Origin of the sequence: Vibrio genomosp. F6, assembly GCF_005146325.1 — a bacterium.
In the GTDB taxonomy this organism is placed as follows: Bacteria; Pseudomonadota; Gammaproteobacteria; order Enterobacterales; family Vibrionaceae; genus Vibrio; species Vibrio cortegadensis.
The window spans coordinates 1-25,445 of the sequence record NZ_SYUT01000009.1; the positions used below are offsets into that span (position 1 = coordinate 1).

The following is a 25,445-nucleotide window of genomic DNA, read 5'->3' on the forward strand; positions in this document are numbered from 1 at the left end:
AAATTGTTAAAGAGCTTTACTTCAAGTTTTAAGCCTTTCAGCTTTCGTTTGAAGTGGACGGCCATTTTAGCGATATAAGCGATAGTGTCAAACACTTTCTTAATTTATTTCACTTCAAATTTTCGTCTAACCTAACTGCTAATCCCTTATTGAATAAGGTCTCGTTGTTAGGAGTTGCGCATTATAGGCAGAATATCCTCAGACGCAACCCCTTTTCTTACTTAATTGTTTTTTTCAGTTTAATCGCTGTTTAATTCATCAAAATGAAAAGAGAGCGTATAAATACACTCTCTTTTCTTACATATCACTAACAATCAAATAAAAGCGTAAGCATCAGCATACATACGCTCACTCTTTGCCTGTTTGGTTTGAGTGAATAATTCTCGAGCTGCGCCTGCCATTTCAAATCTTCCTGCTATATAGATGTCATAATCTTCAAGAGATTCAAAGTCAGCACTAATGGCTTGTAATACATTTCCTACCTGTCCATCCCACGGTTCAGATGCGTGTTCGACAACAGGTATAAATTGTATGTTTGGGTTTACTTGGGCAATCGCATCTAACTCTTGCTTCGCGTAAAGCTGATTTTCATCTTTAGCGCCCCAGTATAGATGTATATTGTTTTGCATATTTTGGCTAATGCAGTGATCAAGAATAGAGCGTACATAACTAAATCCCGTACCACCTGCGATTAACAGCAGTGGGCGATCACTTTCTTCCTTTATCCACGCATCACCATGTGGTGCATCAATAAGAATGTTGCCATCACTTGCTAGCGCCATTTTCATGGCTTCAACAACTTCCAGCGCATAAGCATTATGTTCTGCAGCACCAATGTGCAATTCTAGCTCGCCTTCATGACGGCAAGGACTGCTGGCAATTGAAAAAGGACGCTTATCCTTTTCTCCCATTTCTACCATTAAATATTGTCCCGCTTTAAAAGGGACTGGTGATTCAGGATGCAACAAAATCTGAAAGGTGTTACATGCTAAAGGCTCAATAGACTTTACTTTACATTTAATGGTCATCTTCTTCCTCTGAGCTTACTCTCTACTTAATCTGCAAAGGTAAGTATTAAATTACTTTCTGCAAATGCTTGGCAGGGAAATATCCAACCTTGTTGTTGCTCTTTCTCTGTGAGCATTGGCTCAAGGTCGTAACTTACCAAGCCTTCAATTTTTCGACACATACACATGGCACACGCCCCAACTTGGCAACGGTGAGGGAAATTAATACCTTGGTTGAGCGCCTCTTCCAACACCGTTTTGCCATCTCGCACTTCAAACTGAAGATTATCGGGTAACAAGATTACTTGGTAGGTCATAGAATATCTAATTGATTCCAAATCTTATCGATCTTAGCCACAACTTGAGGATCTTTCTTTATTGGTGTACCCCACTCTCGATGAGATTCACTTGCCCATTTGTTTGTTGCGTCTAATCCCATCCGGCTCGATGCCATTATTGTATCGCGAGCAGGATCCATCCGCGTTGTTACCGCCCAAATAATGTCATTCCAATCTTTAGCGTCCACATCTTCATCACACACAATTAAGCATTTATTATCAACATACGGCGTAATCAAAGACCATATATCATCCATAATTTTCAGCCCATGCCCTTCATGCTTTTTCTTTATGGTCACGATGGCAATTTCTCCACCATCTGAACCTTCAGGAAAGTGAAAATCAATCACCTCAGGAAAGTGATTCAATACAGCTTCAGCTTGTTTGTTTTTCTCATGGACAAGATTTTCTACGGCTTGCTGATTATCTATAGCTGAATGAAGCTTATCTCCCATTGCCAGTTCGGCATCCCACTTTATTGTTGCATCAAGTCCCATTTTGGACCCAAGCCCAACAACAGGTGAAGCAAAATCGAGCGAATCTATTGGTGTATTATCAATAAAGGTGTTGTCACGCTTAGGATCCATATTGACAGAAATGGCTCGACAAACTTCACTCCAATCACGAGCATTCACACTTTCATCGCAAACAATGACAAACTTGGTATACATAAATTGTCGTAAGAATGACCACACCCCCATCATTACCCGCTTGGCATGTCCTGGGTACTGTTTTTTCAGGGTCACAATCGCCATTCTGTACGAGCAACCTTCTGGAGGTAGATAGAAGTCTTCTATTTCAGGAAATTGTTTTTGCAGAATAGGAACAAAAACTTCATTTAAAGCAACGCCAAGCACAGCCGGTTCATCTGGTGGACGCCCTGTATAAGTGCTGTGATAAATCGGTTTCTCACGCATGGTGACGTGAGTGATTGTGAATACTCGGTGCTGTTCAACTTCATTGTAATAGCCAGTATGATCCCCATACGGGCCTTCATCGGCAAATTCGGAAGGGTCAATGTAACCTTCCATCACAATTTCCGCGCTGGCTGGTACCTCAAGGTCATTGCTAATAGATTGAACAACCTCAGTTCGACTACCACGGAGTAACCCTGCGAAAGCATATTCAGATAATGTATCAGGAACAGGGGTTACCGCGCCTAATATTGTTGCGGGGTCAGCGCCAAAAGCAATAGAGACAGGAAATGGCTTTCCTGGATAAGTCTCCATCCAATCTCGTAAATCAAGAGCACCACCTCGGTGAGCTAACCATCGCATGATAATTTTATTTTTTGCGATTTTTTGCTGGCGATAGATCCCAAGATTTTGGCGCTTTTTGTTAGGGCCTTTTGTAATAGTCAGCCCCCATGTCAATAAAGGCGCGACATCACCCGCCCAGCAGCTCATCACTGGTATTTTATCTAAATCAACGTCGTCACCTTGCCACACCACTTCCTGACATGCAGCTTTACGAAGCTTCTTCGTGGGCATATTTAAGACTTGTTTGAAAACTGGTAGCTTATCTATTGCATCTTTAAAGCCTTTTGGTGGTTCTGGCTCCTTCAAATACGCCAATAGTTTTCCTACTTCACGTAACTCTTTCACATCTTGACGACCCATTCCGATCGCGACTCGCTCAGGAGTGCCAAACAGGTTGGTCAATACTGGCATCTCATAACCAATGGGGTTTTCAAACAGTAATGCGGGTCCACCAGCTCGTAGAGTTCGATCACTGATTTCAGTCATTTCATAATGTGGGTCAATCGGGTGAGTAATGCGCTTAAGTTTGCCATCTGCTTCCAGATGATCGATAAAGTCGCGTAAATCCTTCAAACTCATAGGCCTTCTAATTTACTGGTTAAACTGCAAGCAGTATATCAAAAAGGAGAGTAGCCCTACCCCCCTTTTTTAGTAAGGCTAATTTGAAAGAACTTTTTGAATCGAAGTCACCTTAACTTGCCTATTGCTAGAGACCAGTTCATGCAACCAGCTTTGATGACCTTGATTGACTAACTCTTGTGCTACCATAGAAGCTTCCTCTGCAAGCCCCATTCGGGAGATCAGAAATTCTTTTACATTTTCAGGTAAAGGGTGAAGTTGAGTGAGTTTTTCAATCGCTTGTTGTTTAAGGCTAGGGTTCTGAGTCGCACTCATCAACTGTTCAACAGAAAAAAGATCGCCTTCGCTCGCAAGGCGCTGTAGTTCATATTGGCTATCACTGTCCGCTTTCATGCGCCACAGCATTTTATACACATCAGCATCTCGACTGACCTGAGCTAAGCGAACGACAACAGAGGTAGATGGTAACCAACTAATAACAAGACCTTGCGTTAACTGTTTGGCCAGAGCATCAACCGCTTCAGCAGATAGCCCATCCAACTCTCGAATCAACAGAGCTTCGCGTGCTTTAATTTGGTGTTCACTACCTGATAACCACTCTTGAAGTACCAACTCTTTCTGTTCTGCTTTAATAACAAAAGCCAAGGTATTTTGATCTTTTTTCCAGTGCTGAAGTAAGCGGTTTGCAATCACGGGGAAATTAAAGGCAGGTACAGTAAACTCATACCCATCACCTCTTTCTAGGATCTGATAGGTTGGTACTAACTGGCTCTGTGATTCAATAAATATAGCCATTCGTGGTGTCAGGCTAATATTTTGATGTTCAATTTTTTGTAATAAGAGATAGCGTGCAACCTCCTGTTGAGGAAGAGCTAAACGTTGGAGTGAAAAGCGAAGAGTTTCGACCTCATCTTGCATCACAAGCAATAGAAGTTCCGATACTTTCGTATTAATTTGCTCATCCTGAAGCCATTGTTGAGCCGTTACTGGTTTCATTTCCGTTGCGTAAGCTCCAGAAGAACCAAACACTAATGACATAGACAGGAGTAGTGACGACAACATTCCTTGTTGCATGTTAACCTCCCTGTAACATTTGCATTCATTTTGCAGGCTAATAACAAGAAATGCAAACAAAAACGCTGCCAATAAAGGCAGCGTTCATAAACGAATATTTTCAATAAAATTTATTGACGACGCATCGCGTCAAAGAATTCATTATTAGTCTTCGTCATAGCAAGCTTATCGATAAGGAATTCCATTGCGTCTGTTTCATTCATTGGATGAACAATCTTACGCAGGATCCACATCTTCTGCAGCTCGTCGGCTTTCGTTAATAGCTCTTCGCGACGAGTACCTGAACGTTTAAAGTCGATAGCAGGGAAAACACGTTTCTCTGCAATTTTACGATTTAGGTGCAGTTCCATGTTACCTGTACCCTTAAACTCTTCGTAAATAACTTCATCCATTTTAGAACCCGTATCAACCAATGCGGTTGCGATGATAGTTAAACTACCACCTTCTTCTACGTTACGAGCCGCACCAAAGAAACGCTTAGGACGGTGTAGAGCGTTCGCATCAACACCACCAGTAAGAACTTTACCGGATGAAGGAACAACGGTGTTGTAAGCTCGAGCTAAACGAGTGATAGAGTCCAGCAAAATCACAACATCTTTTTTGTGCTCAACTAGACGTTTCGCTTTTTCAATCACCATTTCGGCCACTTGTACGTGACGAGATGCTGGTTCGTCAAAAGTAGAAGCAACCACTTCACCTTTAACCAAGCGCTGCATTTCCGTTACTTCCTCTGGACGCTCATCGATAAGTAGAACCATCAATTCACATTCAGGGTGGTTGCGAGAAATGCTCTGTGCAATATTTTGCAATAGCATGGTTTTACCCGCTTTTGGCGGAGCAACAATCAAACCACGCTGACCTTTACCAATCGGAGAGGCAAGATCAAGAATTCGAGCGGTAATATCTTCAGTCGCACCATTACCAACTTCCATCACCATACGCTCGTTCGCGTGAAGAGGTGTTAAGTTTTCGAATAAGATTTTATTACGTGCGTTATCAGGCTTGTCGTGGTTAACCATGTTAACTTTCAACAATGCAAAATAGCGCTCGCCATCCTTAGGTGGGCGAATTTTTCCAGAGATTGAATCGCCTGTTCTTAAGTTAAAACGGCGAATTTGGCTAGGAGATACGTAAATATCATCTGGTCCAGCAAGGTAGGAGCTGTCTGCGCTACGTAGGAAACCAAAGCCGTCTTGAAGAATTTCCAGAACCCCATCGCCGAATATGTCTTCGCCACCTTTAGCGTGTGCTTTAAGGATGGAGAAGATGATGTCTTGTTTTCTTAGACGAGCTAGGTTTTCAAGGCCTAATGTTTCGCTAAGCTTCACAAGCTCAGACACAGGTCTGTTCTTCAGTTCTGTTAGATTCATTGTAGTTGATACTTGTTTAGTCAAAATAAGATCTGTTTTCTAGTTAAGATGGATTTGGTCTAAGGAGCGACCAAGAGGAGAGATTTGCTCAATTAACGTGCGATAAATTAGCACTAAAAGTTATTTTAGTCTAGTTTTGAAAAAACAAAACCGCGCATTTGTTAAGATGCACGGTTTCTTTTTCAATTATTAACCTATTTTACAGGTTTGCATCTAAAAACTCTTTAAGTTGAGTTTTAGATAATGCACCAACTTTAGTTGCTGCTACGCCGCCATCTTTAAATAAAAGCAACGTAGGAATACCACGGATACCGAATTTAGGTGGAGTACCTGCATTCTGGTCGATATTCAATTTACCGATAGTGAGCTTACCTTCGTACTCTTGAGAAATCTCATCAAGAATAGGCGCAATCATCTTACAAGGACCACACCATTCTGCCCAAAAATCTACAAGTACAGGGCCTGCAGCTTTGATCACATCGTTCTCAAAACCGTCATCAGTTAGCTGCAAAATCTTATCACTCATCTTCCACTCCAATGTTTATTTCTGAACTGGTTGGATGATAACCAGTAAATAGATGCCCTATTGGAATGTATTTACTTTCGTATTGCAAGCTTAAGCTGATATTCTATAGCAATGAAAAAGACACATATCACAGAGCAAAAGTTCGCCGATTTGGATTTACACCCCCAAGTCATTGAAGGATTGGACAAAAAAGGGTTCGAATTTTGTACCCCTATCCAAGCCTTGGCGTTGCCGGTACTGCTCACCGGCCAAGACATTGCAGGCCAGGCCCAAACGGGCACTGGTAAAACCCTTGCGTTTCTTACTGCTACTTTTAACCATTTACTAAAAACAGCTGCGCCTGAAGGACGTAAGCCAAACCAGCCTCGTGCAATAATCATGGCGCCAACTCGTGAGTTAGCGATCCAGATTTATAACGATGCAGAGTCGATCATTGCGACGACTGGCATTAAAGCAGCACTTGCTTACGGTGGCGAAAGCTACGACAAGCAGCTTGCTAAAATTGACGACGGTGTGGATGTATTAATTGGTACGACTGGACGTATTATCGATTTCTACAAGCAAAAAGCGTTTGATCTAAACTGTATTCAAGCTGTTGTTCTTGATGAAGCGGATCGCATGTTCGATCTTGGTTTCATTAAAGACATTCGCTTTTTGTTCCGTCGCATGCCTGAACCTAAAGACCGTTTGAACATGCTTTTCTCTGCAACCTTGTCTTACCGAGTACAAGAACTTGCCTTTGAACACATGCATAACCCTGAACATGTGGTTGTTGAACCGGATCAAAAAACAGGTCATCGAATTCAAGAAGAGTTGTTTTACCCTTCAAATGAACACAAGATGGCTTTACTACAAACGTTAATCGAAGAAGAGTGGCCGGATCGTGCGATTATTTTCGCTAACACTAAATATAAGTGTGATTCAGTTTGGGGACACCTTGCAGCCGATGGACACCGTGTAGGTCTATTAACTGGTGATGTACCACAGAAGAAACGCGAGAAGATTCTTGAAGAGTTCACAAAAGGTCAAGTTGATATCCTCGTTGCAACAGATGTTGCCGCTCGTGGTTTGCATATCCCTCAAGTAACGCATGTATTTAACTTTGATTTACCTGATGATTGTGAAGATTACGTTCACCGTATTGGCCGTACTGGCCGCGCTGGCGAAAGTGGTCATTCAATCAGTTTTGCTTGTGAAGATTACGCCATTAACCTTCCAGCAATCGAAGAATACATTGAGCACGCAATCCCAATGTCGGATTACGATGCATCAGCGTTGATTGAAGATTTACCTGCGCCAATTCGTATGCGCACTCGTAACCCTCAACAGCGTCGTACTAATAATGGTGGTCAACGTTCTGGGAACCGTAATTCTCAACGTCGCCCTAATTCGAACCGCCCTAGAAAGGAAGCTTAATTCGTCTATGAGCCAAACAATTTCATCTCCGCTTTATGCCGCTATCGATCTAGGATCGAATAGCTTTCATATGCTCGTTGTACGTCATATAGACGGCAGCGTCCAAACCATGGCCAAGATTAAGAGAAAGGTTCGTTTAGCCGCCGGTTTAGACGATAGTAATGCTCTGAGCCAAGAAGCCATGCAGCGCGGCTGGGATTGTTTGAGTCTTTTTGCAGAACGATTACAAGATATTCCGACTGAAAACATTCGCATCGTAGGTACCGCAACGCTGCGTACCGCCACAAATGTCGATCTGTTTTTAGCAAAGGCAAACCAAATCCTAGGTCACGACATTGAAGTGATTGCAGGTGAAGAAGAAGCGGCAACTATCTATAAAGGTGTCGCGCATACTTCAGGCGGTTTAGGCCGTCGATTAGTCGTTGATATTGGTGGCGCGAGTACTGAGCTGATTATTGGTGAAGGATTTGAAGCTAACGCATTAACGAGCTTAAAGATGGGCTGTGTTACTTGGCTTGAACGCCACTTTAAAGATAGACAGCTCACCCAGATGAATTTCAACAATGCTATTGAAGCAGCGAAAGCAACACTGGCTCCAATCCTCGAACAGTATACAGATTTGGGTTGGGATGTATGTGTTGGTGCTAGCGGAACCGTGCAAGCACTTCAAGAAATAATGCTAGCGCAAGGTATGGACGAAGTAATTACTCACTCCAAACTTAAGCGATTGCAGAAACAAGCGATGCTTGCTGATCACTTAGAAGAATTAGAGATAGAGGGGCTAACTTTAGAACGAGCATTAGTTTTCCCAAGTGGCCTTTCTATTCTTATCGCTATATTTGAACTGCTTGAAATCGATTCAATGACACTCGCAGGTGGCGCATTACGTGAAGGTTTGGTTTACGAAATGGTTGATGAACTGCGTCAAACTGACATTCGTGCCAGAACCATTTGTAGTGTACAAGCCCGCTACCAACTCGATACACAGTATGGACAACAAGTTTCAACTCTTGCCAGCACTCTACTCGCTCAATGTGGCGGAGAAAGCTGGATTGAGGAACCTCAAGCGGCAACGCTACTGCATACTGTTGCGAATTTACATGAAATTGGTTTAACCATCGATTTCAAAAAAGGTGGCCAGCACAGCGCTTACCTTTTGCAACATTTAGATCTACCCGGTTATACCCGAGCACAGAAACACTTTATTGCAGAAGTGGCTCGACGCTACCGCGAACAATTAACGTCACTTCCAGAGCAACATGCTCTATCAAGTGGCAGCGGTAAGCGAGTACTTCGATTGCTTCGCCTGGCGGTATTACTTAGCCATCGTCGTAGTATCGATCTCCAACCTCAAGTTCAACTGTCTGCAAAAGGCGATAAGCTAACATTGACGATTGACCAGAAATGGCTAAACAGCAATCCATTAACTGCCGCTGAACTAGAATTAGAGTCGAACCGTCAAACGGATATCGGTTGGCCACTGACTATTATTACTAAATAGCCACTAGCCAAATTATCGACAAAAAAAGAGCCCAATCATCACGATGGGCTCTTTTTATTTTTGACACTCACACGACTTTTGATTCTCAGACAACTTTTAACTCTCAGACACCTAAGAAATCAACGAAATCAACGTTAAGCATTCACACCCGTGACTTTAAACTCCGGGTTTACAGCCGTTAATTTCTTCGTCAGGTAGTTCAATAGCATGCCGTACATAGGTACAAACAAGCCTAAACTAATCACGAGTTTGAAGCCGTAGTCTACCATCGCAATTTCCGTCCAATGCTCAGCCATAAATGGATCTGGACTTTGATAGAATGCAATCGCGAAAAAAGCCACGGTATCTAATGCGTTACCAAACAGTGTTGAGCACGTTGGTGCTATCCACCACTGCTTCATTTGGCGCAGGCGATTAAATACGTGAACATCCAGGATCTGACCAAGCAGATAAGCCATGAAACTTGCAATGGCAATACGCGCCACAAACAAATTAAACTCACCTAGCTGTGCAAAACCTTGAAACTGCCCTTCGAAGAAGACGACAGATAAAAAGTAAGACACCGCTAACGCAGGGATCATCACCAAAAAGATAATATTACGCGCAAGTTTAGCGCCAAACACACGAACCGTGAGATCGGTAGCTAAAAAGATGAACGGAAAAGTGAATGCGCCCCATGTGGTATGCAGACCAAAAATGGTAAATGGTAGCTGAACCAAATAGTTACTTGATGCAATGATCACTAAATGGAACAAAACTAAAAATGCTAGGGCTTTGCGCTGTTGCGCAGGGGTAAAGTTACTCATATTGTACCTTTTTAGTTTGGTTTGGGGTTGAGGGAACCCAAATTGAAGAACAATTCTTCCAATTATTTAAAGTCGCCAAACTCTAATGTTCAGCGGCGAGCGATTATACATTAATCAATTAGCACGACAATAGATGATGAAATAGCAAACGTTTAAGCGTGGTATTTCCTTCTCTAACGACCCTCTAAGTTAAAAACCTTGAGCAAATAGTCCCGCTAAATAATCAAGTTCTTCACGACTTTCTAGAACCGATAAGGTTTCAAACCATACGGATTCACTGTAATGCTCAGAGCGCAGAAATAACTGACAACCTTCAAAATCGATTAACCATGAATGCATATCGGCATCCCACTGTTTTTCTATCACAGTAGCAGAGAGTAAACCCACAAGTTTGTCCCCCAGCAGAGGAAAAGTATCGAAGTCGAAACTTGGTGTTGTGATAAGCAGACGCCCATCTTCGGCAAGGTATTCTCGCAGTCCAAAATCAGCCATGAGTGGTAATGTGCTCCTGAATTAAATCTAAGAAAGGATCGGCATATTTTTCCAGTTTACGTTGTCCAACACCATTAACAGCCAGCATTTCACCGTAAGAGGTCGGCAGCATTTCGGCCATCTCAATCAATGTTGCATCACTAAAGACCACATATGGAGGAAGACCCACTTTGTCTGCGATGGTTTTACGTAACTTACGTAACTTCGCAAACAGTTTTTTATCGTATTGACGATTAGACAGTTTATCGGCCTTGGCAGATCGTACGGCGGTGTCTAGACGCGGAACCGCAAGTTCTAACGCCATCTCACCACGTAATAGTGGCCTTGCTTCTTCCGTCAGTTGCAGAGTCGAGTTTCGGGTGATGTTTTGAAACAACAGTCCTTTATGGATAAGTTGACGCACAATACTGATCCAGTAATCATGGCTATGATCACGACCAATGCCATAAGTCGTTAGTTTGTCGTGGCCATTTTCGCGGATACGAATATTCTGCATCCCACGCATCACTTCCACCACATAACCCATACCAAAACCTTGATTCACTCGGTACACGCATGAAAGTGCCTTTTGCGCTTCTTCCGTTGCATCAAAGTGCTTCGGTGGGTCAAGACAAATATCGCAGTTACCACACGGCTTATCTCGATATTCACCAAAATAGTTTAACAACACTTGGCGTCGGCACGTTTGCGCTTCGGCAAATGCACTCATCGCATTAAGCTTATGGCTCTCGACCTGTTTCTGCGGCCCATCGTCTTTTTCATCCAACATCCGACGGAGCCAGTTAATATCAGCAGGATCGAACAACATCATCGCTTCTGCAGGTAGGCCATCACGCCCTGCTCGACCTGTCTCTTGATAGTAAGATTCAATATTGCGTGGGATATCAAAATGCACCACAAATCGAACATTGGGTTTATTTATTCCCATGCCAAAAGCAACGGTCGCCACAACAATTTGAATATCATCGCGCTGGAAAGCTTCTTGAACATACGCGCGCTCATCCATGTCCATACCAGCGTGATAACCCGCCGCCCGAATATGGTTGTTACATAACTTTTCCGTCAGCATTTCGACTTTTTTACGGCTACCGCAGTAGATAATGCCGCAATTGCCTTTCTGAGTATCAAGGTAACGAATCACCTGTGAAACAGGCTTATGTTTTTCGACTAAGTTATAGCGGATATTTGGTCGGTCAAAGCTGCCAAGATAAGTATGCGGCTCATTAAGTTGTAAACGATGGATAATGTCGACACGTGTTGCATCATCAGCGGTTGCTGTTAACGCCATAAATGGGACATGAGAAAATTGCTGTTTCAATTGACCGAGCAGTGCGTACTCAGGTCTGAAATCGTGGCCCCATTGTGAAATACAGTGCGCTTCATCCACTGCAATCATCGACAACGGTAGATTATGCAAACGATCAATAAAGTCTCGCATCAAAACTCGCTCAGGCGAAGCATACACTAACTTAATCTGCCCCGAATTCATGCGGTTGTAAACGCTAATCAAATCGTCACGTGACATGGTTGAGTTAATGCACTCAGCCGCGACACCATCGGCTTTAAGCTGATCCACTTGGTCTTTCATTAATGAGATCAAAGGTGAAATCACCAGCGTAATACCTTCTCTCACCAAAGCTGGGATCTGATAACACAGAGATTTACCACCACCTGTCGGCATAATCACTAAGCTATCTTGACCAGAGATAGCCAAATCAATCACCTCTTGCTGCCCATCACGAAAGCTCTGGTAACCAAAAACATCTTGTAAGATATCTTTTGCGCTACTTGGCTGGGGTTGGGTCTGTTCAGCAGTTAAGGTTGCGGTCATCGAAAATCCTATAGGGGTTGAGATTGCATTCACGTCAAATCAGTGAGCGCCACATTGTAGTGGGGAATGATGGTGAATAAAACCGCAAATTGTTAGGCGTATACGATTATCGCTTCTATACTGACCAACTCCGTTTATAAATCTTATAACTAGGTACATTCGTACCAGAGAAGCACTCAATGACACAAGAAGAAGATCAAAGAGCTCGCCAAGGCATATTTCTCGCCATCGGCGCTTACACCATCTGGGGTATTGCCCCTATCTATTTCAAATCCATTGCGGAAGTCTCCCCTTTAGAGATCCTCAGTCATCGCATTATCTGGTCATTCTTTCTACTTGCCTTTTTGATCCATTTTAATCGCGGATGGCGAACGGTCCGTGACACATTGCGCTCGAAGCCAAAAATGATGTACCTCGTTTCAACCTCAATATTGGTTGGAGCCAACTGGCTAATTTTTATATCGGCAGTCAATGCCAACAAAATGTTAGACGCCAGCCTTGGTTATTACATTAATCCGTTATTTAACGTGATACTAGGAATGGTCTTTCTAGGAGAGCGATTAAGAAAACTCCAATGGTTTGCTGTGGCTCTCGCGGCGGTGGGAGTATTAATACAGCTCATCGCTTTCGGTTCAGTGCCGATCATCGCTATCTCGCTTGCAATGAGTTTTGGTTTATATGGATTGTTACGCAAAAAAGTGAGTTTAGATGCTCAAACCGGCTTATTTATTGAGACTCTGGTTTTATTACCTATCGCAGCCTTCTACTTACTGTTTATTGCAGACACCGCAACATCAGATTTAGCAAGTAACCCGATAACACTTAACCTACTGCTCGTTTCAGCAGGTGCCATCACGACTTTACCTTTGTTGTGTTTTACTGGGGCCGCGACACGATTGAAACTCTCAACACTTGGTTTTTTCCAATATATTGGACCGAGTTTAATGTTTTTACTCGCGGTATTGGTCTACAACGAAGCGTTCAGCAGCGATAAAGCGATCACTTTTGCTTTCATTTGGGCAGCATTGTTTGTATTTAGTTTTGATGGCATTAAAAGTAGTAGAAAAAAGAAAAAATCATAATCACATTTGATGAGTGTTCGTTTTTTACAAGACAATCAGCAATGACACCGCTAAGCTTGATCAAATATTCATCAATTTGGTCAAGCTTTTTTATTCCCTATGGATAACATTTCTCACTATTCGACTGCCGATCAAGATATTGGACTTATTCAGGCGAATTACCACAAATTTGCTTTCCAACGTCACTATCATCTCGATTTCCACATAGGGCTAATCACTCACGGCCAGCAGAAGTTTATCTATAAAGGCAACCACCACAGTGTTGGTCATGGACAAATGGTAATCATGCCACCTGATGAATTGCATGACGGCCACTCTTTATTAGATTCAGGCTACCAAGTTCGCGTGTTTTCGATCGCCCCACACTGGTTTAGCGATCAACAAGATCTTACCCAAAACGGACAAATAGTAAGCTTTTCTGAACTGATCATCTCGGATCCTGTTCTTTTTTCACAATTAAGCAACCTTCACGAGCTACTTATCCAAGACAACCTCAGTCAGCTTGCTAAAGATTGTTTACCATATGACCAATTTTCGATCATGTTAGATCGTTATGCTCAAATAAAACCATCTCCAATCATAGGTTTAGGCAACCAAACCTTGTTAACACTGAAAGATTACCTGATGGAAAATCTAGACCAGCCGATTCGGTTAGAGAGCCTATCTCAACTATGCCAACTGAGCCCTAGCCAGTTTCAACGCCACTTTAAATGTAAAATGGGTATTGCCCCTTATGCTTGGCTAAGTCGATTACGAATGGAACAGTCGATGAAACTGATTAAATCTGGGGTATGCGGGACAGATGTCGCTCAGCAAGTCGGGTTTTATGACCAAGCTCATTTCACTAAAGCCTTTAAACAGACCTACGGGATACCGCCATCGGAAGTGCGTTGAACTCGTATGAGTAGAAGCATGGTTAGGCAATGTGGGGGGATGTCATATGGCGATTTAAGTTACTGTCTAGAATTTACAAGCTCCTCCTCTATTATTTTGACATGATGGCGTGACTTAAAAGCACTCACGACAAGTCTAAATTACGTTATGAACGAACTCTCCATCTTAGCAACACTCGCTACCGTCCACTTTATCGCGCTCATGAGCCCCGGCCCAGATTTCGCCTTAGTTGTACAAAATGCCAGTCGTCATGGTCGACAAACGGGTCTGTATATTGCGCTTGGTCTCTCTTGCGGCATTTTACTTCACTCGATTCTCAGCCTCACAGGAGTCAGTTATTTAGTCCACCAGCAGCCCGTTCTCTTTTCTCTATTACAAACTGCGGGGGGGAGCTACTTGCTTTACCTTGGAGTGAACGCTTTAAAAGGCACCTGGCAGAATCGACACGATCAAGATCCAGGTCAATCGCAACCAGAAACTAAGCCAAACTTAATATTGAGTAATAAAAGACAAGCTTTCTCGCGTGGGCTGACGACCAATATTTTGAATCCGAAGGCACTGGTGTTTTTCGTTAGTCTCATGTCGAGTTTAATTCCAGCGGGCATGTCTTTGGCCGGAAAAGGGACCGCTCTAGTGATCTTATGGGGATTATCACTCGCTTGGTTCTCTTTTTTAGCCTGGGTACTATCAACCAATAGACTTCAGCAGCGTCTAATAAAGGCAACAATCTACATCGATGGGCTATGTGGACTGGTCTTTTCAATCGTTGGCGGCGGAATTCTCTACCAAGCTATTTATTCACTCAGCAACCTTACTCAGCCATAGTGCATCGTCTTTGTGCGAGATCTCTCACAAGAGCGTGAGTGAAACTCGCTTTGTCTCTAAGAGCTTGTAACCACAACCAATTTAAACCACTGATAAATAACAACATGTATATTATTCAAACAAGATGATGATAAAGAAAACGTTTTCGTTATCTTGTCTCCATTAAGAAAAAACGTATTATTAACCCTGTCGGAAGGAGTCTGACACGGAACAGGAAACAACCACGGATTAGGTTATCTTCAGGATGAAGATTCGATTATTCAGGATGAATAGTCGGCATGGAAAGCAAATTGGACATTGAATGGACGCAATAGTAACTAGGATGGTTGCTACTAAGGAAAGACAATGGACACCTCTGGACGAGGAAAGGATTGAACATCAGGACGATGTAAAGGACACCGCTCAAGGATCAAGTGAAGCGAGCTAACGAGGATTGTTGGCAGATCAGGATAAGATCATGGACACCGCTAGGATGGCGACGAAAGGAATACGCTGACGGATTACAGCACACTATCATGGATTTGATGCATGGAGCACTTTAGTAGCTGGATTGCTGCAAGTAAGACTACGACCCCGAAGAGCGCAAGCTCTCGGGGTTTTTCTTTATCTGAACCTAATACCAATAGTAGTAAATAACTGGTCATCCTAGCTTGTTAAAATACTCGATAACGGCGTTAGAAATTTTGATTGTAGAATAACTACTTATCGAAAATTTCTGCCTTGTTCTCAAGCATTTTTCCTGCGCTTTTTATGACCATCTACTTACTGTGATTGGTATAATCAAACGCCAATATTCCCATCTATCAAATCTCAAAAACAAAAAAAAGCCACATCAACGTGACTTTTTAGCAATCTAGAATCAAATTACCGCAGCAAGAAAATCAAGCGAACAGTAGTAAGTCTCGCTATAACAGCTCTAAACGAGCATATGCAGTAACTAACCACTTAATGCCTTCACCATTGAAAGCAACTTGGACTCGGCTTTGAGGACCGCTGCCTTCAAAATTAATAATGGTCCCTTCACCAAATTTAGGATGCTTCACACGTGAACCCAAACTAAATCCAGTCTCATTGAAGTTCTCTTTCACTGCTGACTGACTGAATCGACCAGAACTCGCAGGTCGGCTCACTTGCGCCTTCATGCGCACTTCATCTAAACAGGTTTCAGGTAACTCACGAATGAATCGAGACGGTTTATGGAATTTGTCTTGCCCATATAAGCGGCGTGTTTCAGCATAAGTTATGTATAACTTTTCCATCGCACGTGTCATACCGACATAGCATAGGCGGCGCTCTTCTTCTAAACGCCCCGCTTCTTCTGCCGACATCTGGCTTGGGAACATGCCTTCTTCCACCCCAACCATAAAGACCATCGGAAACTCTAGTCCCTTGGCACTGTGTAGGGTCATTAGCTGTACCGCATCATCAAACTCATCCGCTTGTCCTTCACCGGACTCCAAAGCTGCATGGGTTAAAAATGCCGTAAGCATCGACATCTCATCCGCCTCTTCTGGTTTTTCGAACTGGCGAGTCGCCGTGACTAACTCTTCCAAGTTCTCAATTCGAGCCTTAGACTTCTCTCCTTTCTCTTGCTCATACATTGCAAACAAGCCGGAGTATTTGATCACATGGTCAGTTTGTTCATGCAAAGGCAGTTCTAAGGTATCGTCTTCCAGTGCCACAATCAGTTCGATAAATCGACTCAATGCCGTCGCCGCACGTCCTGGTAATACTTTCTCTTCAATTAATGCGGTGCTGGCTTCCCACATGGTTGCCCCACGCTCACGAGCAGCAAGACGAATGGTTTCTAGCGTCTTATCACCTAACCCACGAGTTGGGGTATTCACCACACGTTCAAATGCGGCATCATCGTTACGGTTACCGATCAAACGTAGATAGCTCAAGGCATCTTTGATTTCGAGACGTTCGAAGAATCGCATACCGCCATAAATTCGATACGCGAGTCCGCCTTGAATTAAAGCCTCTTCCAATACCCGTGACTGGGCATTATTTCGGTAGAGCATCGCGCAGTCTTCCAGCATCCCGCCTTTATCTTGCCACTCTTTAATTTTACTGACCGTGAAACGTGCTTCATCCAATTCGTTATAAGCGGAGTAGACAGAGATTGGCTCACCATCATTACCATCCGTCCACAGCTCTTTACCCATTCGCTCGGTATTGTTTGAGATTAACTCATTCGCCGCTTGGAGAATGGTTTTTGTTGAACGGTAATTCTGTTCCAATCGAATGGTTGATGCCCCAGGAAACTCATCTAAGAACTTCTGAATGTTCTCAATCTTCGCCCCACGCCAGCCGTAAATTGACTGATCATCATCACCAACAATCATCACACGACAATCAGGCCCTGCCATCATGCGTAGCCACGCGTATTGAATGTTGTTGGTATCTTGGAACTCATCCACCAGAATATGTTTGAATCGAGCTTGATAATGCTCACGGATATGCTGTTTATCCCGCAACAATTCATGAGCACGTAATAGAATTTCAGCAAAATCAACCAAGCCTGCACGATCACAAGCATCTTGATAAGCGGTATAAATTTTTAGCCACGTCTTCGCAACCGGATCACCATAGCTATCAATATGCTTAGGACGCAATCCTTCATCTTTTTTACCGTTGATCCACCAGGATGCTTGCTTCGCAGGCCACTGCTTCTCATCCAGGTTTTGCGCTTTAATCAAACGCTTTAGCAATCGGACTTGATCTTCCGAATCTAAAATCTGAAAGCCTTCAGGCAATTTCGCATCTAAATAGTGCGCTCTTAAAATTCGATGGCAGATCCCGTGGAACGTGCCATTCCACATACCAGAAGCGCTGCCCATCATTAACTCTTCAATACGACCCCGCATTTCAGCGGCAGCTTTATTGGTAAAGGTTACCGACATAATAGAGAACGGAGAAGCTTGCTCGATCGATTGTAACCAAGCAATACGATGCACCAACACTCGGGTTTTACCACTGCCCGCACCGGCAAGGATAAGTAAATTGCTTAGCGGAGCCGCTACGGCTTCTCGCTGTTTGTCATTTAGGCCATCGAGTAATAAAGATGCATCAATCATGAGAGTCAGCTACTGGTTATTTATACATAAGAGCAGATTATAACCCGAATCCGTTTTATTTTTCAGAAAACATTCACCAAAACTCATTACACTTTTATGTTAAAAATCATGCAATTAAATAATTCCTTATAAAAATATTAAATTTTTTCATCCATTCCATGAAAGTTTTCAGCGCTCTTTCCTATCCTATTTGATAAGCAAGTTAAATTATTAACAAACAATTAACTTGTCATATTGGAAACTAAAATAAAGTCTTGAGGGAATTACTATGAAAAAATCTAATCTTGCTGTTACTGCTGCTGTTACTGGTTTACTGGCTCTTGGTGGAACAATGCTTACTGCTACTCACGCTGTCGCGGCAGAAAAAGAGAAGTGCTATGGCGTGACAAAAGCAGGCAAAAATGACTGTGCCACCAAAACAAGCTCATGTGCAGGCACAGCGAAAGAAGATCATCAAAAAGATGCATTTGTTGTGGTTCCTAAAGGGCTATGCGGAAAACTTGCTGGCGGAAGCACTCAATCTTCATAAATACGCTTTTCACTAGCCATTAAAGGAGTATTACCGCTCAACGTAATACTCCTTTAAATTTAATACGTTAAGTTCACGATAGAATTAGGAGAACCATCACTGTGAATTCACCTCTTTTTCATCCAAAAGTTGGGGTTGGTTTGCGAATGCCTCACCTTAACTACTTTGAACAGCACCATGAGCAACTGACTTGGCTAGAAATACACAGTGAAAATTACTTCCAACCAAACTCAATCGCTCGACAGAGCCTACGTACCATTTTGCAAAACCATCAAATAAGTTGTCATGGCATTGGCCTTTCTCTCGGTTCTGTATCAAGGGTAAGTTCGACACACCTTGCTCAACTTAATGCGCTTATTTCAGAAGTGGATCCAATTTTAGTTTCAGATCATTTGAGTTGGAGCGAAAATGGCGGCCACTACTTTAATGATCTCCTTCCATTGCCATACACAGAAGAGGCGTTACAGGTTTTTTGCCGTAATGTACTTGAAGTGCAAGATTCAATTAAGCGTCCACTGCTAATCGAAAATCCTTCCAGTTATTTGAAGTTCAACCACTCAACCATTAGTGAGTGGGACTTTCTGAGTGAAGTGCAAAAAAGAACCGATTGCCGACTGCTTCTCGATTTCAACAACATCCATGTCTCCGCTTTCAATCATGGCTTTAGTTGTGACACTTATCTAGAAGGAATACCTGCACATGCTGTTGATGAGATCCACCTTGCAGGCTTCACCATCAAACAATTAGAGCAAGGTGAAATATGGATAGATACTCACAGTAAGCCAGTCAGTGATGAAGTGTGGGCACTCTTTAATTCATGGACAACCCAGCACGGAGAGCGTCACACCTTAATTGAGTGGGATTTAGACATTCCAGAACCACAAGTGTTGTTAGATGAAGCCACGAAAGCGAGTCAGATCCTTTTCCACCAGCAGGAATCAAGGAAGGTGTCATGAATCTTTCATTAGCTGAAATTCAACATAATTTTGCCAATGCTCTGAATCACCACTCTTCAGGTGATGATTGTGACATCAATAGCGATCACTTTACCTCACAACAGCGTATTCAGATCTATCGTAATAATTTCATTATCAGCTTAAGTGAAGTACTTGAAGCTACCTATCCGATGGTATTTGCTCTTGTCGGTGATGAATGTTTTCAGCAGCTCGCGCGTCAGCATGTCCTAACTAATCCATTATTAGAAGGAGATGTCACTGCCTATGGTCAAGGGTTTGATTCCACAATCACTCAGTTTTCTGCGGTAATAGAGGCCGCGCCCTATTTGCCTGAAGTGGCTCGTTTCGAATGGAGCATAGATATTGCTCAGCAACGTTTTGCGGTCTCATGTTCACATCCTACTCATACGCTTGAGCAACTCGCGAGTATTTCAGAACAGCAACATCCCAATATTCAATTGCAGCTTGAGCCGTCACTGATCAGTTTCAAGTCCTGCTATGCGCTTTTTTCTCTTCATGATGCTATCCAAAACAATGATTTTGATGGACTAGAAATACACACCCCACAATCTGGAATGATGTGGTGCAACGCTCAAGGTGAAATTCAACTCTCACCACTTTCAGAGATGAGCTACCAGCTTGTTTTAGATTTAAAAGCGGGGCTACCTTTGGGACAAATCTCTCCCGACTCTCTCTCGCAGCTAAATAACTTAGTTGCTCTATCCTCCGTCACGGGATTTGATTTGTTAGCAAGCGAGTAGAACAGCCACACAATAATAAGGATAACCATTATGCTCAATTCAATATCAAGATGGATAGAAACATACGATGATTTAGTCGCAAAGGCTCAATGTGGTTTCGTCCCATTATTGCTGCTCTTTTGCCGACTCTGGGTCGCGTGGGTATTCTTCAATTCAGGACTCACAAAAATTGCGACTTGGGATAGCACGCTGTATCTCTTCGAGTTGGAATATCAAGTTCCACTGATACCTTGGGAGCTTGCGGCTTATATGGGAACCGCTGCAGAATTGATCCTCCCCATCTTTTTAGCATTGGGATTACTCACTCGACCAATGGCGGCCATTCTATTTGTATTCAACATTATCGCCGTGGTGTCTTATCCTGTTCTATGGGAGCAAGGTTTCTTTGATCACCAATTATGGGGATTGATGATTTTAATTGTAGTGGTATGGGGCCCAGGTCCGCTTTCTGCTGACAAGTATCTAAAGATGAAGCTGACTCGCTAACCCATGACACAGACCTAAAAAAAGCGCGACCATAATGATCGCGCTTTTTTATTTTATTCAGATAAGCGTTATTTTCGCTTTGATTGCTCAATAAAATCTTTCAATTCGTCAGCAGAAATACCTTGTTCTGCTAGCTCTTTCGCTAACAAACCAACCTGCTCACCTTTGCGAGATTCAGCCACTTGCTGAAATTGATAAATGATATCGCGCAGTGTATGAAGTGGCACTTGCTTAGCTGCGCTACGAATACGCTCTTCGCTTTGATTGCCTAATTCACTGAGTAACTTACCGAACATAACCTTTTCAGGCGACTCTTCCATTTGCTCTAGGACACGAGCCATTTCATAGGTTGTTAACGACATTAGTTTCTAGTTTCCGCTGTGTGAGACACGATTATTTGAACGACAAATATACACTTGTTTAGGTATTAGGAAAACAACCAATATAAGGATAATTGCCGCTTGTCATCACTAAGCTTCAGCATAATGCCAATCACGACCCGCTTTAGAAAATAGAATCAACAATGCAGGTGCAATGAGCCACATTTGCAGGGCAATCATCATTTGCGGTTCTAGTGATAACCTTTGCATTGAGCCAACAATAAAACCAGAACCACTCATTTGAAACAGACCTAGCAGTGCCGCCGCCGTTCCCGCTTTATCCCCAAACGGTTCGAGAGCTTTGCCTGCTGATGCGCCTAAAATCCAAGCAAAACCAACAGAAGACATGAAAATTGGAAACATAAATGAGAAGGCTGTCGCTTGTTCCGCAAGCAAGAACATCACGAGACCAGCAATAGTTAACGTTGATATTCCAACCAATAACGTTTTATGGGTACCAAATTTGTCCATAAATTTTGGAGCAGAGAAAGCCGCTGCAATATTAATTGCCGCATTAATACCAAACCAATACGTAAACTCATTCATGCTTAGTCCAAGTTGCTCCATGAGCACAACAGGAGCAGAGGTAACGTAAGCAAGGATCACTGACATCGCTAACATGCACAGAGAAGCGTGGAAGATAAATGTTGGTGTTTTCAATACAGCCCAATAACGAGAAAGCTTAAATACCGCCTGCTTTTCTGTTGCAGGGTTCGTCTCTTTCATCTTCAACAAAATAGCCAAACCAGCAAGAACAGCAAAGCCCGCCATGAAGCTGAAGTTGGAGCGCCAACCAAATTGCTGAGTTAACCAACTGCCAAGAATTGGAGCCAAAGCAGGAATAAAGCAGATCGCGCCATTTAGGTAGCTGATCATTTTTCCACTTTTCTTCGGTCCAAAAATGTCGCGAACTGTTGCAAATGCTGCTACCGATGTCGCGCACGCACCGAAGCCTTGTAGCAGCCGAGCGACTAGCATCCACTCTATGCTTTGAGCGGCCCACGCCAAGCAAGCACTCATCGCGTAAATACTAATTCCCCCTAATGCAACAGTTCGACGTCCTATTTTATCTGCCAAAGGCCCAGCAAACAGCTGACCAATACCCATCGCAAATAAGAAATATGTGATTGTGTCTTGTGAAAGAGCGTGTTCCACGTGAAACGTTTCTGAGATCAGAGGTAGTGCTGGTAAATAGATATCAATCGCTAATGGACTAAAAAGCACTAACATTGTCAGTAATGCCATTTGCATTTTGCTGTTTCTTTGTGGGGTCAGGTTTTGCACGACTCTCTCCAATCATGTCGAATGTGCCGCCATCATAGAGAATTACAGATATGAATCATAATGGCATATACTCATGCGTATTATTCCAAAATGGAAATTTGATTATGGATCTAGGAAAGTTGGCGCGAATTGATCTCAACTTGTTGGTTTGTCTCAATGTCCTTATTGAGGAGCTCAGTGTAACGAGATCGGCCCACCGATTATGTTTAAGCCAATCCGCGGTCAGTAAATCACTGGCAAAGCTAAGAGAGCAATTTGATGACCCTCTTTTCATTCGACATGCGCACGGATTAAGGCCAACACCAAAATCATTATTCTTGAAGCCTAAGCTCGATATATTGATAAACCAACTGGAGCTCATCACTCAACCGGAAAGTTTCGAGCCTGCAACCAGTGAATATCGATTTCATATTGCGGCAGTGGAAAGTGTCTATCCGCTGATACTTCCCCATTTCTTACCCGCCATTTTCAAGCAAGCACCGAACATCAACATCAGCACCCATTCATGGGCAGAAGATACTTTCAGTAAGCTGCAAATTGGTGAATTGGATTTTGGTATCACGGGTAAGGATATCGATATCAATGATGCCAAGCTCACCATGCTGCCTCCAAGCAATATTTGTGAGCAGGAGATCTATCGTGATGAACAAAAATGCATTGTTCGTCGAGATCATCCAATACTTCAGCAACCCTGGAATATGGCGAGTTACTTATCCCTTCGTCATGTACAAGTTCGATGCGATGGTAACGACCGTTGGCTTCTTGACTATCGCTTAGCCGATATTGGCAAAGAGCGTGATATTGCCATCACGGTTCCCGACTTTAATAGTGCCGCGAGCTTATGTACTTATACCGACTTTATTTTCACCGCACCGAGTCATTTCAACGATTGGATAGCCAAACAGATGGATCTAGTGGTACTGCCTCTACCGATGGAATTCCCTCCTATGGCATACACTCTATTTTGGCATAGAGACAGAGAGAATGACCCTGCATTAAACTGGCTACGAAATATAATCAAAGATAAAACCTTACATCTTAGATAAATATCATGCTGAGCAATTGCAGCCAGAGAGTAAAAGCGATAGCTTATTGTCCTAATAGTCCAAATGCGCTTGCATGACAGGAGCGAGAGTAAGGGACTCCTACCAATAAGGATAAAGAGAAATGCAAAACATGATTTCTGAACGAGTGGATGCCATTCGTGGATGGCTGATTGCCAATGACTTCGACGCAATTATCGTTCCTCACGAAGATGAGTATTTAGGTGAATACGTACCTGCTCATAATGAACGACTTCATTGGCTAACAGGCTTTACAGGTTCAGCTGGCGCGGCGGTTATCACCAAAGAAAAATCCGCTATTTTTGTCGATGGTCGTTACACCGTTCAAGTTCGTAAGCAAGTACCCGCTGAATTATTTGAATATCGTCACTTGATTGATGAGCCAGCTCTAAACTGGATTACGGACAGCCTTCCTCATGGAAGCCGCATTGCATTTGATCCTCGAATGCATACCACTGCTTGGATGAAATCAGCACAAGCTCAACTAGGTTCAAATTACTCTCTATCGGCTATTGATGAAAACCCAATCGATTTAGCATGGAAAGACAGACCGCAGCCTGTTGTATCTGAGATGCGTTTAATGCCAACCGATAAAGTGGGCCAATCTTGCGAATCTAAACGCAAAGAGATAGCTGCCGTTATTGAAAGCAACCAAGCTGATGCTGCCGTTCTAACCGAGCTTGATTCTATCTGCTGGCTTTTGAATATTCGTGGTCTTGATGTTTCTCGACTACCGGTCTTGCTCTCACATGCCATTATTCACCGCGATGCGAGTGTAGATTTCTTTTTAGACCCTGCACGCGTTGTCAGTGAGTTCATCGAACATGTTGGTTCTGATGTTCGAGTCCACCACCCAGATAACCTTAAGCATTGCCTTGATGGTTTAAAAGGCAAACATGTCAGCGTGGATCCTGCGACCAGTAATGCTTGGTTTACCCTTGCTCTGCAAAATGCCGATGCCATTATCATTGAAGCTGCCGACCCATGTCTGCTACCGAAAGCACAAAAAAATGATGTTGAGATTGCGGGAATGAAAGCTTGTCACATTCGTGATGGTGCGGCGATGGCAAAATTCCTATCTTGGATTGACGCTGAAGTAGCAGCAGGCAAACTGCATAACGAAGCTGAGCTAGCAGATAAGGTTCAAAGCTTTCGCCAACAAGACCCAACATTAATGGATTTAAGTTTCGATACGATTTCGGCTGCTGGCGGCAACGCGGCAATGTGTCATTACAATCATGAGAATCAACCTGAACCAGGTCAACTAGAAATGAACACCTTGTATTTGGTTGATTCAGGTGGCCAGTACTTAGATGGTACAACAGATATCACACGTACTATTGCGATTGGCCAACCTACTGCTGAAATGATTCAACAGTTTACTTTAGTACTAAAGGGCCATATTGGTATCGCTCGTGCTCGCTTCCCTAAAGGGACATTTGGTTGCCACCTTGATGTATTAGCTCGTCAACACTTATGGGCAAATGGATACGATTACGATCACGGTACTGGTCACGGTGTTGGACACTTCTTAAGTGTTCACGAAGGCCCACAAAGTATTTCTAAAAAAATGATACCCGTAGCGTTATTGAAAGGCATGGTCCTTTCTAATGAGCCTGGTTACTACCGAGCTGAAGAGTTTGGGATTCGAATTGAAAACCTAGAGTTAGTACAGGAAGTTGAAACACAAGGTGACTTCTCTGTTCTTGCATTTGAGTCTTTAACTCGCTGTCCAATCGACAAACGAAACATTAATGTCGATATGTTGACTCGTCCTGAACTGGCATGGCTTAACCAGTACCATCAAACAGTATGGGATGAAGTGAGCCCTCTGGTTGAAGGTGATGTGAAAGAGTGGCTAAAACAAGCGACGGCACCATTAAGCCATAACAACGGTTAACCACT

The 25,445-nt window shown here is 43.0% G+C and carries 23 protein-coding genes; 11 read left to right on the forward strand and 12 right to left on the reverse strand.

The genetic code is table 11. From position 1 onward, the window contains the following. Window positions 1-314: 314 nt before the first annotated feature. The 6 genes from fre to trxA all read right to left on the reverse strand — a co-directional run bounded on the left by fre (window position 315) and on the right by trxA (window position 6,153). Window positions 315-1,028, reverse strand: a complete 714-nt coding sequence (gene fre, locus FCV43_RS00445; protein WP_017051690.1) for an NAD(P)H-flavin reductase — start codon at window positions 1,026-1,028, stop codon at window positions 315-317. A gap of 26 nt (window positions 1,029-1,054) precedes the next feature. Beyond that, entirely contained in the window at window positions 1,055-1,324 is a 270-nt protein-coding gene (locus FCV43_RS00450) for a 2Fe-2S iron-sulfur cluster-binding protein (protein WP_017051689.1), read from the reverse strand. Further along, entirely contained in the window at window positions 1,321-3,183 is a 1,863-nt protein-coding gene (ubiD, locus tag FCV43_RS00455; RefSeq protein WP_136993700.1) for a 4-hydroxy-3-polyprenylbenzoate decarboxylase, read from the reverse strand. The genes FCV43_RS00450 and ubiD overlap by 4 nt, the downstream gene beginning before the upstream one ends. A 78-nt stretch (window positions 3,184-3,261) precedes the next feature. Beyond that, the gene (locus FCV43_RS00460) at window positions 3,262-4,257 is read right to left on the reverse strand and encodes a hypothetical protein (RefSeq protein WP_136993701.1); all 996 of its coding nucleotides are present in this window, start codon (window positions 4,255-4,257) and stop codon (window positions 3,262-3,264) included. 110 nt (window positions 4,258-4,367) lie between these two features. Beyond that, the gene (gene rho / locus FCV43_RS00465; RefSeq protein ID WP_029203263.1) at window positions 4,368-5,627 is read right to left on the reverse strand and encodes a transcription termination factor Rho; all 1,260 of its coding nucleotides are present in this window, start codon (window positions 5,625-5,627) and stop codon (window positions 4,368-4,370) included. Window positions 5,628-5,826: 199 nt separating this feature from the next. After that, window positions 5,827-6,153: a thioredoxin TrxA gene (gene trxA, locus FCV43_RS00470; protein ID WP_017051685.1), complete on the reverse strand. Its 327-nt coding sequence runs from the start codon at window positions 6,151-6,153 to the stop codon at window positions 5,827-5,829. A 111-nt stretch (window positions 6,154-6,264) separates the two neighbouring features. Between trxA and rhlB the strand changes: the two genes are divergently transcribed. Beyond that, window positions 6,265-7,569, forward strand: coding sequence for an ATP-dependent RNA helicase RhlB (gene rhlB / locus FCV43_RS00475; RefSeq protein ID WP_136993702.1), 1,305 nt, complete (start codon window positions 6,265-6,267; stop codon window positions 7,567-7,569). Window positions 7,570-7,576: 7 nt separating this feature from the next. Next, a complete protein-coding gene (gppA, locus tag FCV43_RS00480; RefSeq protein ID WP_017051683.1) occupies window positions 7,577-9,070 on the forward strand; it encodes a guanosine-5'-triphosphate,3'-diphosphate diphosphatase in 1,494 nt (497 codons plus the stop codon). A gap of 134 nt (window positions 9,071-9,204) precedes the next feature. Here gppA and FCV43_RS00485 read toward each other — a convergent pair whose 3' ends face one another. The 3 genes from FCV43_RS00485 to recQ form a co-directional block, all read right to left on the reverse strand. Continuing rightward, window positions 9,205-9,876 carry a 7-cyano-7-deazaguanine/7-aminomethyl-7-deazaguanine transporter gene (locus tag FCV43_RS00485; protein ID WP_017051682.1) on the reverse strand — a complete coding sequence of 224 codons (672 nt, stop codon included), beginning with the start codon at window positions 9,874-9,876 and terminating at the stop codon, window positions 9,205-9,207. A gap of 189 nt (window positions 9,877-10,065) precedes the next feature. Then, window positions 10,066-10,368 carry a DUF3630 family protein gene (locus FCV43_RS00490; RefSeq protein WP_017051681.1) on the reverse strand — a complete coding sequence of 101 codons (303 nt, stop codon included), beginning with the start codon at window positions 10,366-10,368 and terminating at the stop codon, window positions 10,066-10,068. Next, the gene (gene recQ / locus FCV43_RS00495; protein WP_017051680.1) at window positions 10,361-12,199 is read right to left on the reverse strand and encodes an ATP-dependent DNA helicase RecQ; all 1,839 of its coding nucleotides are present in this window, start codon (window positions 12,197-12,199) and stop codon (window positions 10,361-10,363) included. The genes FCV43_RS00490 and recQ overlap by 8 nt, the downstream gene beginning before the upstream one ends. A 179-nt stretch (window positions 12,200-12,378) precedes the next feature. On the opposite strand from recQ, the gene rarD reads away from it, so the two are divergent. The 3 genes from rarD (at window position 12,379) to FCV43_RS00510 (ending at window position 15,000) form a co-directional block, all read left to right on the forward strand. Next, window positions 12,379-13,281, forward strand: a complete 903-nt coding sequence (gene rarD, locus FCV43_RS00500) for an EamA family transporter RarD (RefSeq protein WP_017051679.1) — start codon at window positions 12,379-12,381, stop codon at window positions 13,279-13,281. 99 nt (window positions 13,282-13,380) lie between these two features. Beyond that, window positions 13,381-14,175, forward strand: a complete 795-nt coding sequence (locus FCV43_RS00505; protein ID WP_017051678.1) for a helix-turn-helix transcriptional regulator — start codon at window positions 13,381-13,383, stop codon at window positions 14,173-14,175. A gap of 147 nt (window positions 14,176-14,322) precedes the next feature. Then, complete coding sequence (locus FCV43_RS00510) at window positions 14,323-15,000, forward strand: LysE family translocator (RefSeq protein WP_136993703.1); 678 nt, start codon at window positions 14,323-14,325, stop codon at window positions 14,998-15,000. Window positions 15,001-15,905: 905 nt separating this feature from the next. On the opposite strand, the gene uvrD is transcribed toward FCV43_RS00510, so the two are convergent. After that, window positions 15,906-18,080 (reverse strand): DNA helicase II, encoded by a 2,175-nt coding sequence (gene uvrD / locus FCV43_RS00515; protein ID WP_136993704.1) that lies wholly within the window; start codon window positions 18,078-18,080, stop codon window positions 15,906-15,908. A gap of 268 nt (window positions 18,081-18,348) precedes the next feature. Between uvrD and FCV43_RS00520 the strand changes: the two genes are divergently transcribed. From FCV43_RS00520 to FCV43_RS00535, 4 genes are all read left to right on the forward strand, one after another. Continuing rightward, window positions 18,349-18,609: a BufA1 family periplasmic bufferin-type metallophore gene (locus FCV43_RS00520; RefSeq protein ID WP_017054351.1), complete on the forward strand. Its 261-nt coding sequence runs from the start codon at window positions 18,349-18,351 to the stop codon at window positions 18,607-18,609. Between the two features lie 101 nt (window positions 18,610-18,710). Next, the gene (gene bufB / locus FCV43_RS00525; RefSeq protein ID WP_136993705.1) at window positions 18,711-19,565 is read left to right on the forward strand and encodes an MNIO family bufferin maturase; all 855 of its coding nucleotides are present in this window, start codon (window positions 18,711-18,713) and stop codon (window positions 19,563-19,565) included. Continuing rightward, on the forward strand, window positions 19,562-20,326 hold the full coding sequence (locus tag FCV43_RS00530) for an HvfC/BufC N-terminal domain-containing protein (protein ID WP_136993706.1): 765 nt from the start codon (window positions 19,562-19,564) through the stop codon (window positions 20,324-20,326). The genes bufB and FCV43_RS00530 overlap by 4 nt, the downstream gene beginning before the upstream one ends. Window positions 20,327-20,356: 30 nt before the next feature. Beyond that, the gene (locus FCV43_RS00535; protein WP_136993707.1) at window positions 20,357-20,812 is read left to right on the forward strand and encodes a DoxX family protein; all 456 of its coding nucleotides are present in this window, start codon (window positions 20,357-20,359) and stop codon (window positions 20,810-20,812) included. 68 nt (window positions 20,813-20,880) lie between these two features. Here the strand turns inward: FCV43_RS00535 and FCV43_RS00540 are convergent, their stop codons facing one another. Both FCV43_RS00540 and FCV43_RS00545 read right to left on the reverse strand, forming a co-directional pair. After that, window positions 20,881-21,174, reverse strand: coding sequence for a hypothetical protein (locus FCV43_RS00540; RefSeq protein ID WP_017054347.1), 294 nt, complete (start codon window positions 21,172-21,174; stop codon window positions 20,881-20,883). 108 nt (window positions 21,175-21,282) lie between these two features. Continuing rightward, on the reverse strand, window positions 21,283-22,443 hold the full coding sequence (locus tag FCV43_RS00545; RefSeq protein ID WP_113797027.1) for a multidrug effflux MFS transporter: 1,161 nt from the start codon (window positions 22,441-22,443) through the stop codon (window positions 21,283-21,285). Window positions 22,444-22,580: 137 nt separating this feature from the next. On the opposite strand from FCV43_RS00545, the gene FCV43_RS00550 reads away from it, so the two are divergent. Both FCV43_RS00550 and FCV43_RS00555 read left to right on the forward strand, forming a co-directional pair. Then, window positions 22,581-23,522 carry a LysR family transcriptional regulator gene (locus FCV43_RS00550; RefSeq protein WP_113797011.1) on the forward strand — a complete coding sequence of 314 codons (942 nt, stop codon included), beginning with the start codon at window positions 22,581-22,583 and terminating at the stop codon, window positions 23,520-23,522. A gap of 121 nt (window positions 23,523-23,643) precedes the next feature. After that, window positions 23,644-25,440 (forward strand): aminopeptidase P family protein, encoded by a 1,797-nt coding sequence (locus tag FCV43_RS00555; protein WP_136993708.1) that lies wholly within the window; start codon window positions 23,644-23,646, stop codon window positions 25,438-25,440. Window positions 25,441-25,445 lie beyond the last annotated feature (5 nt).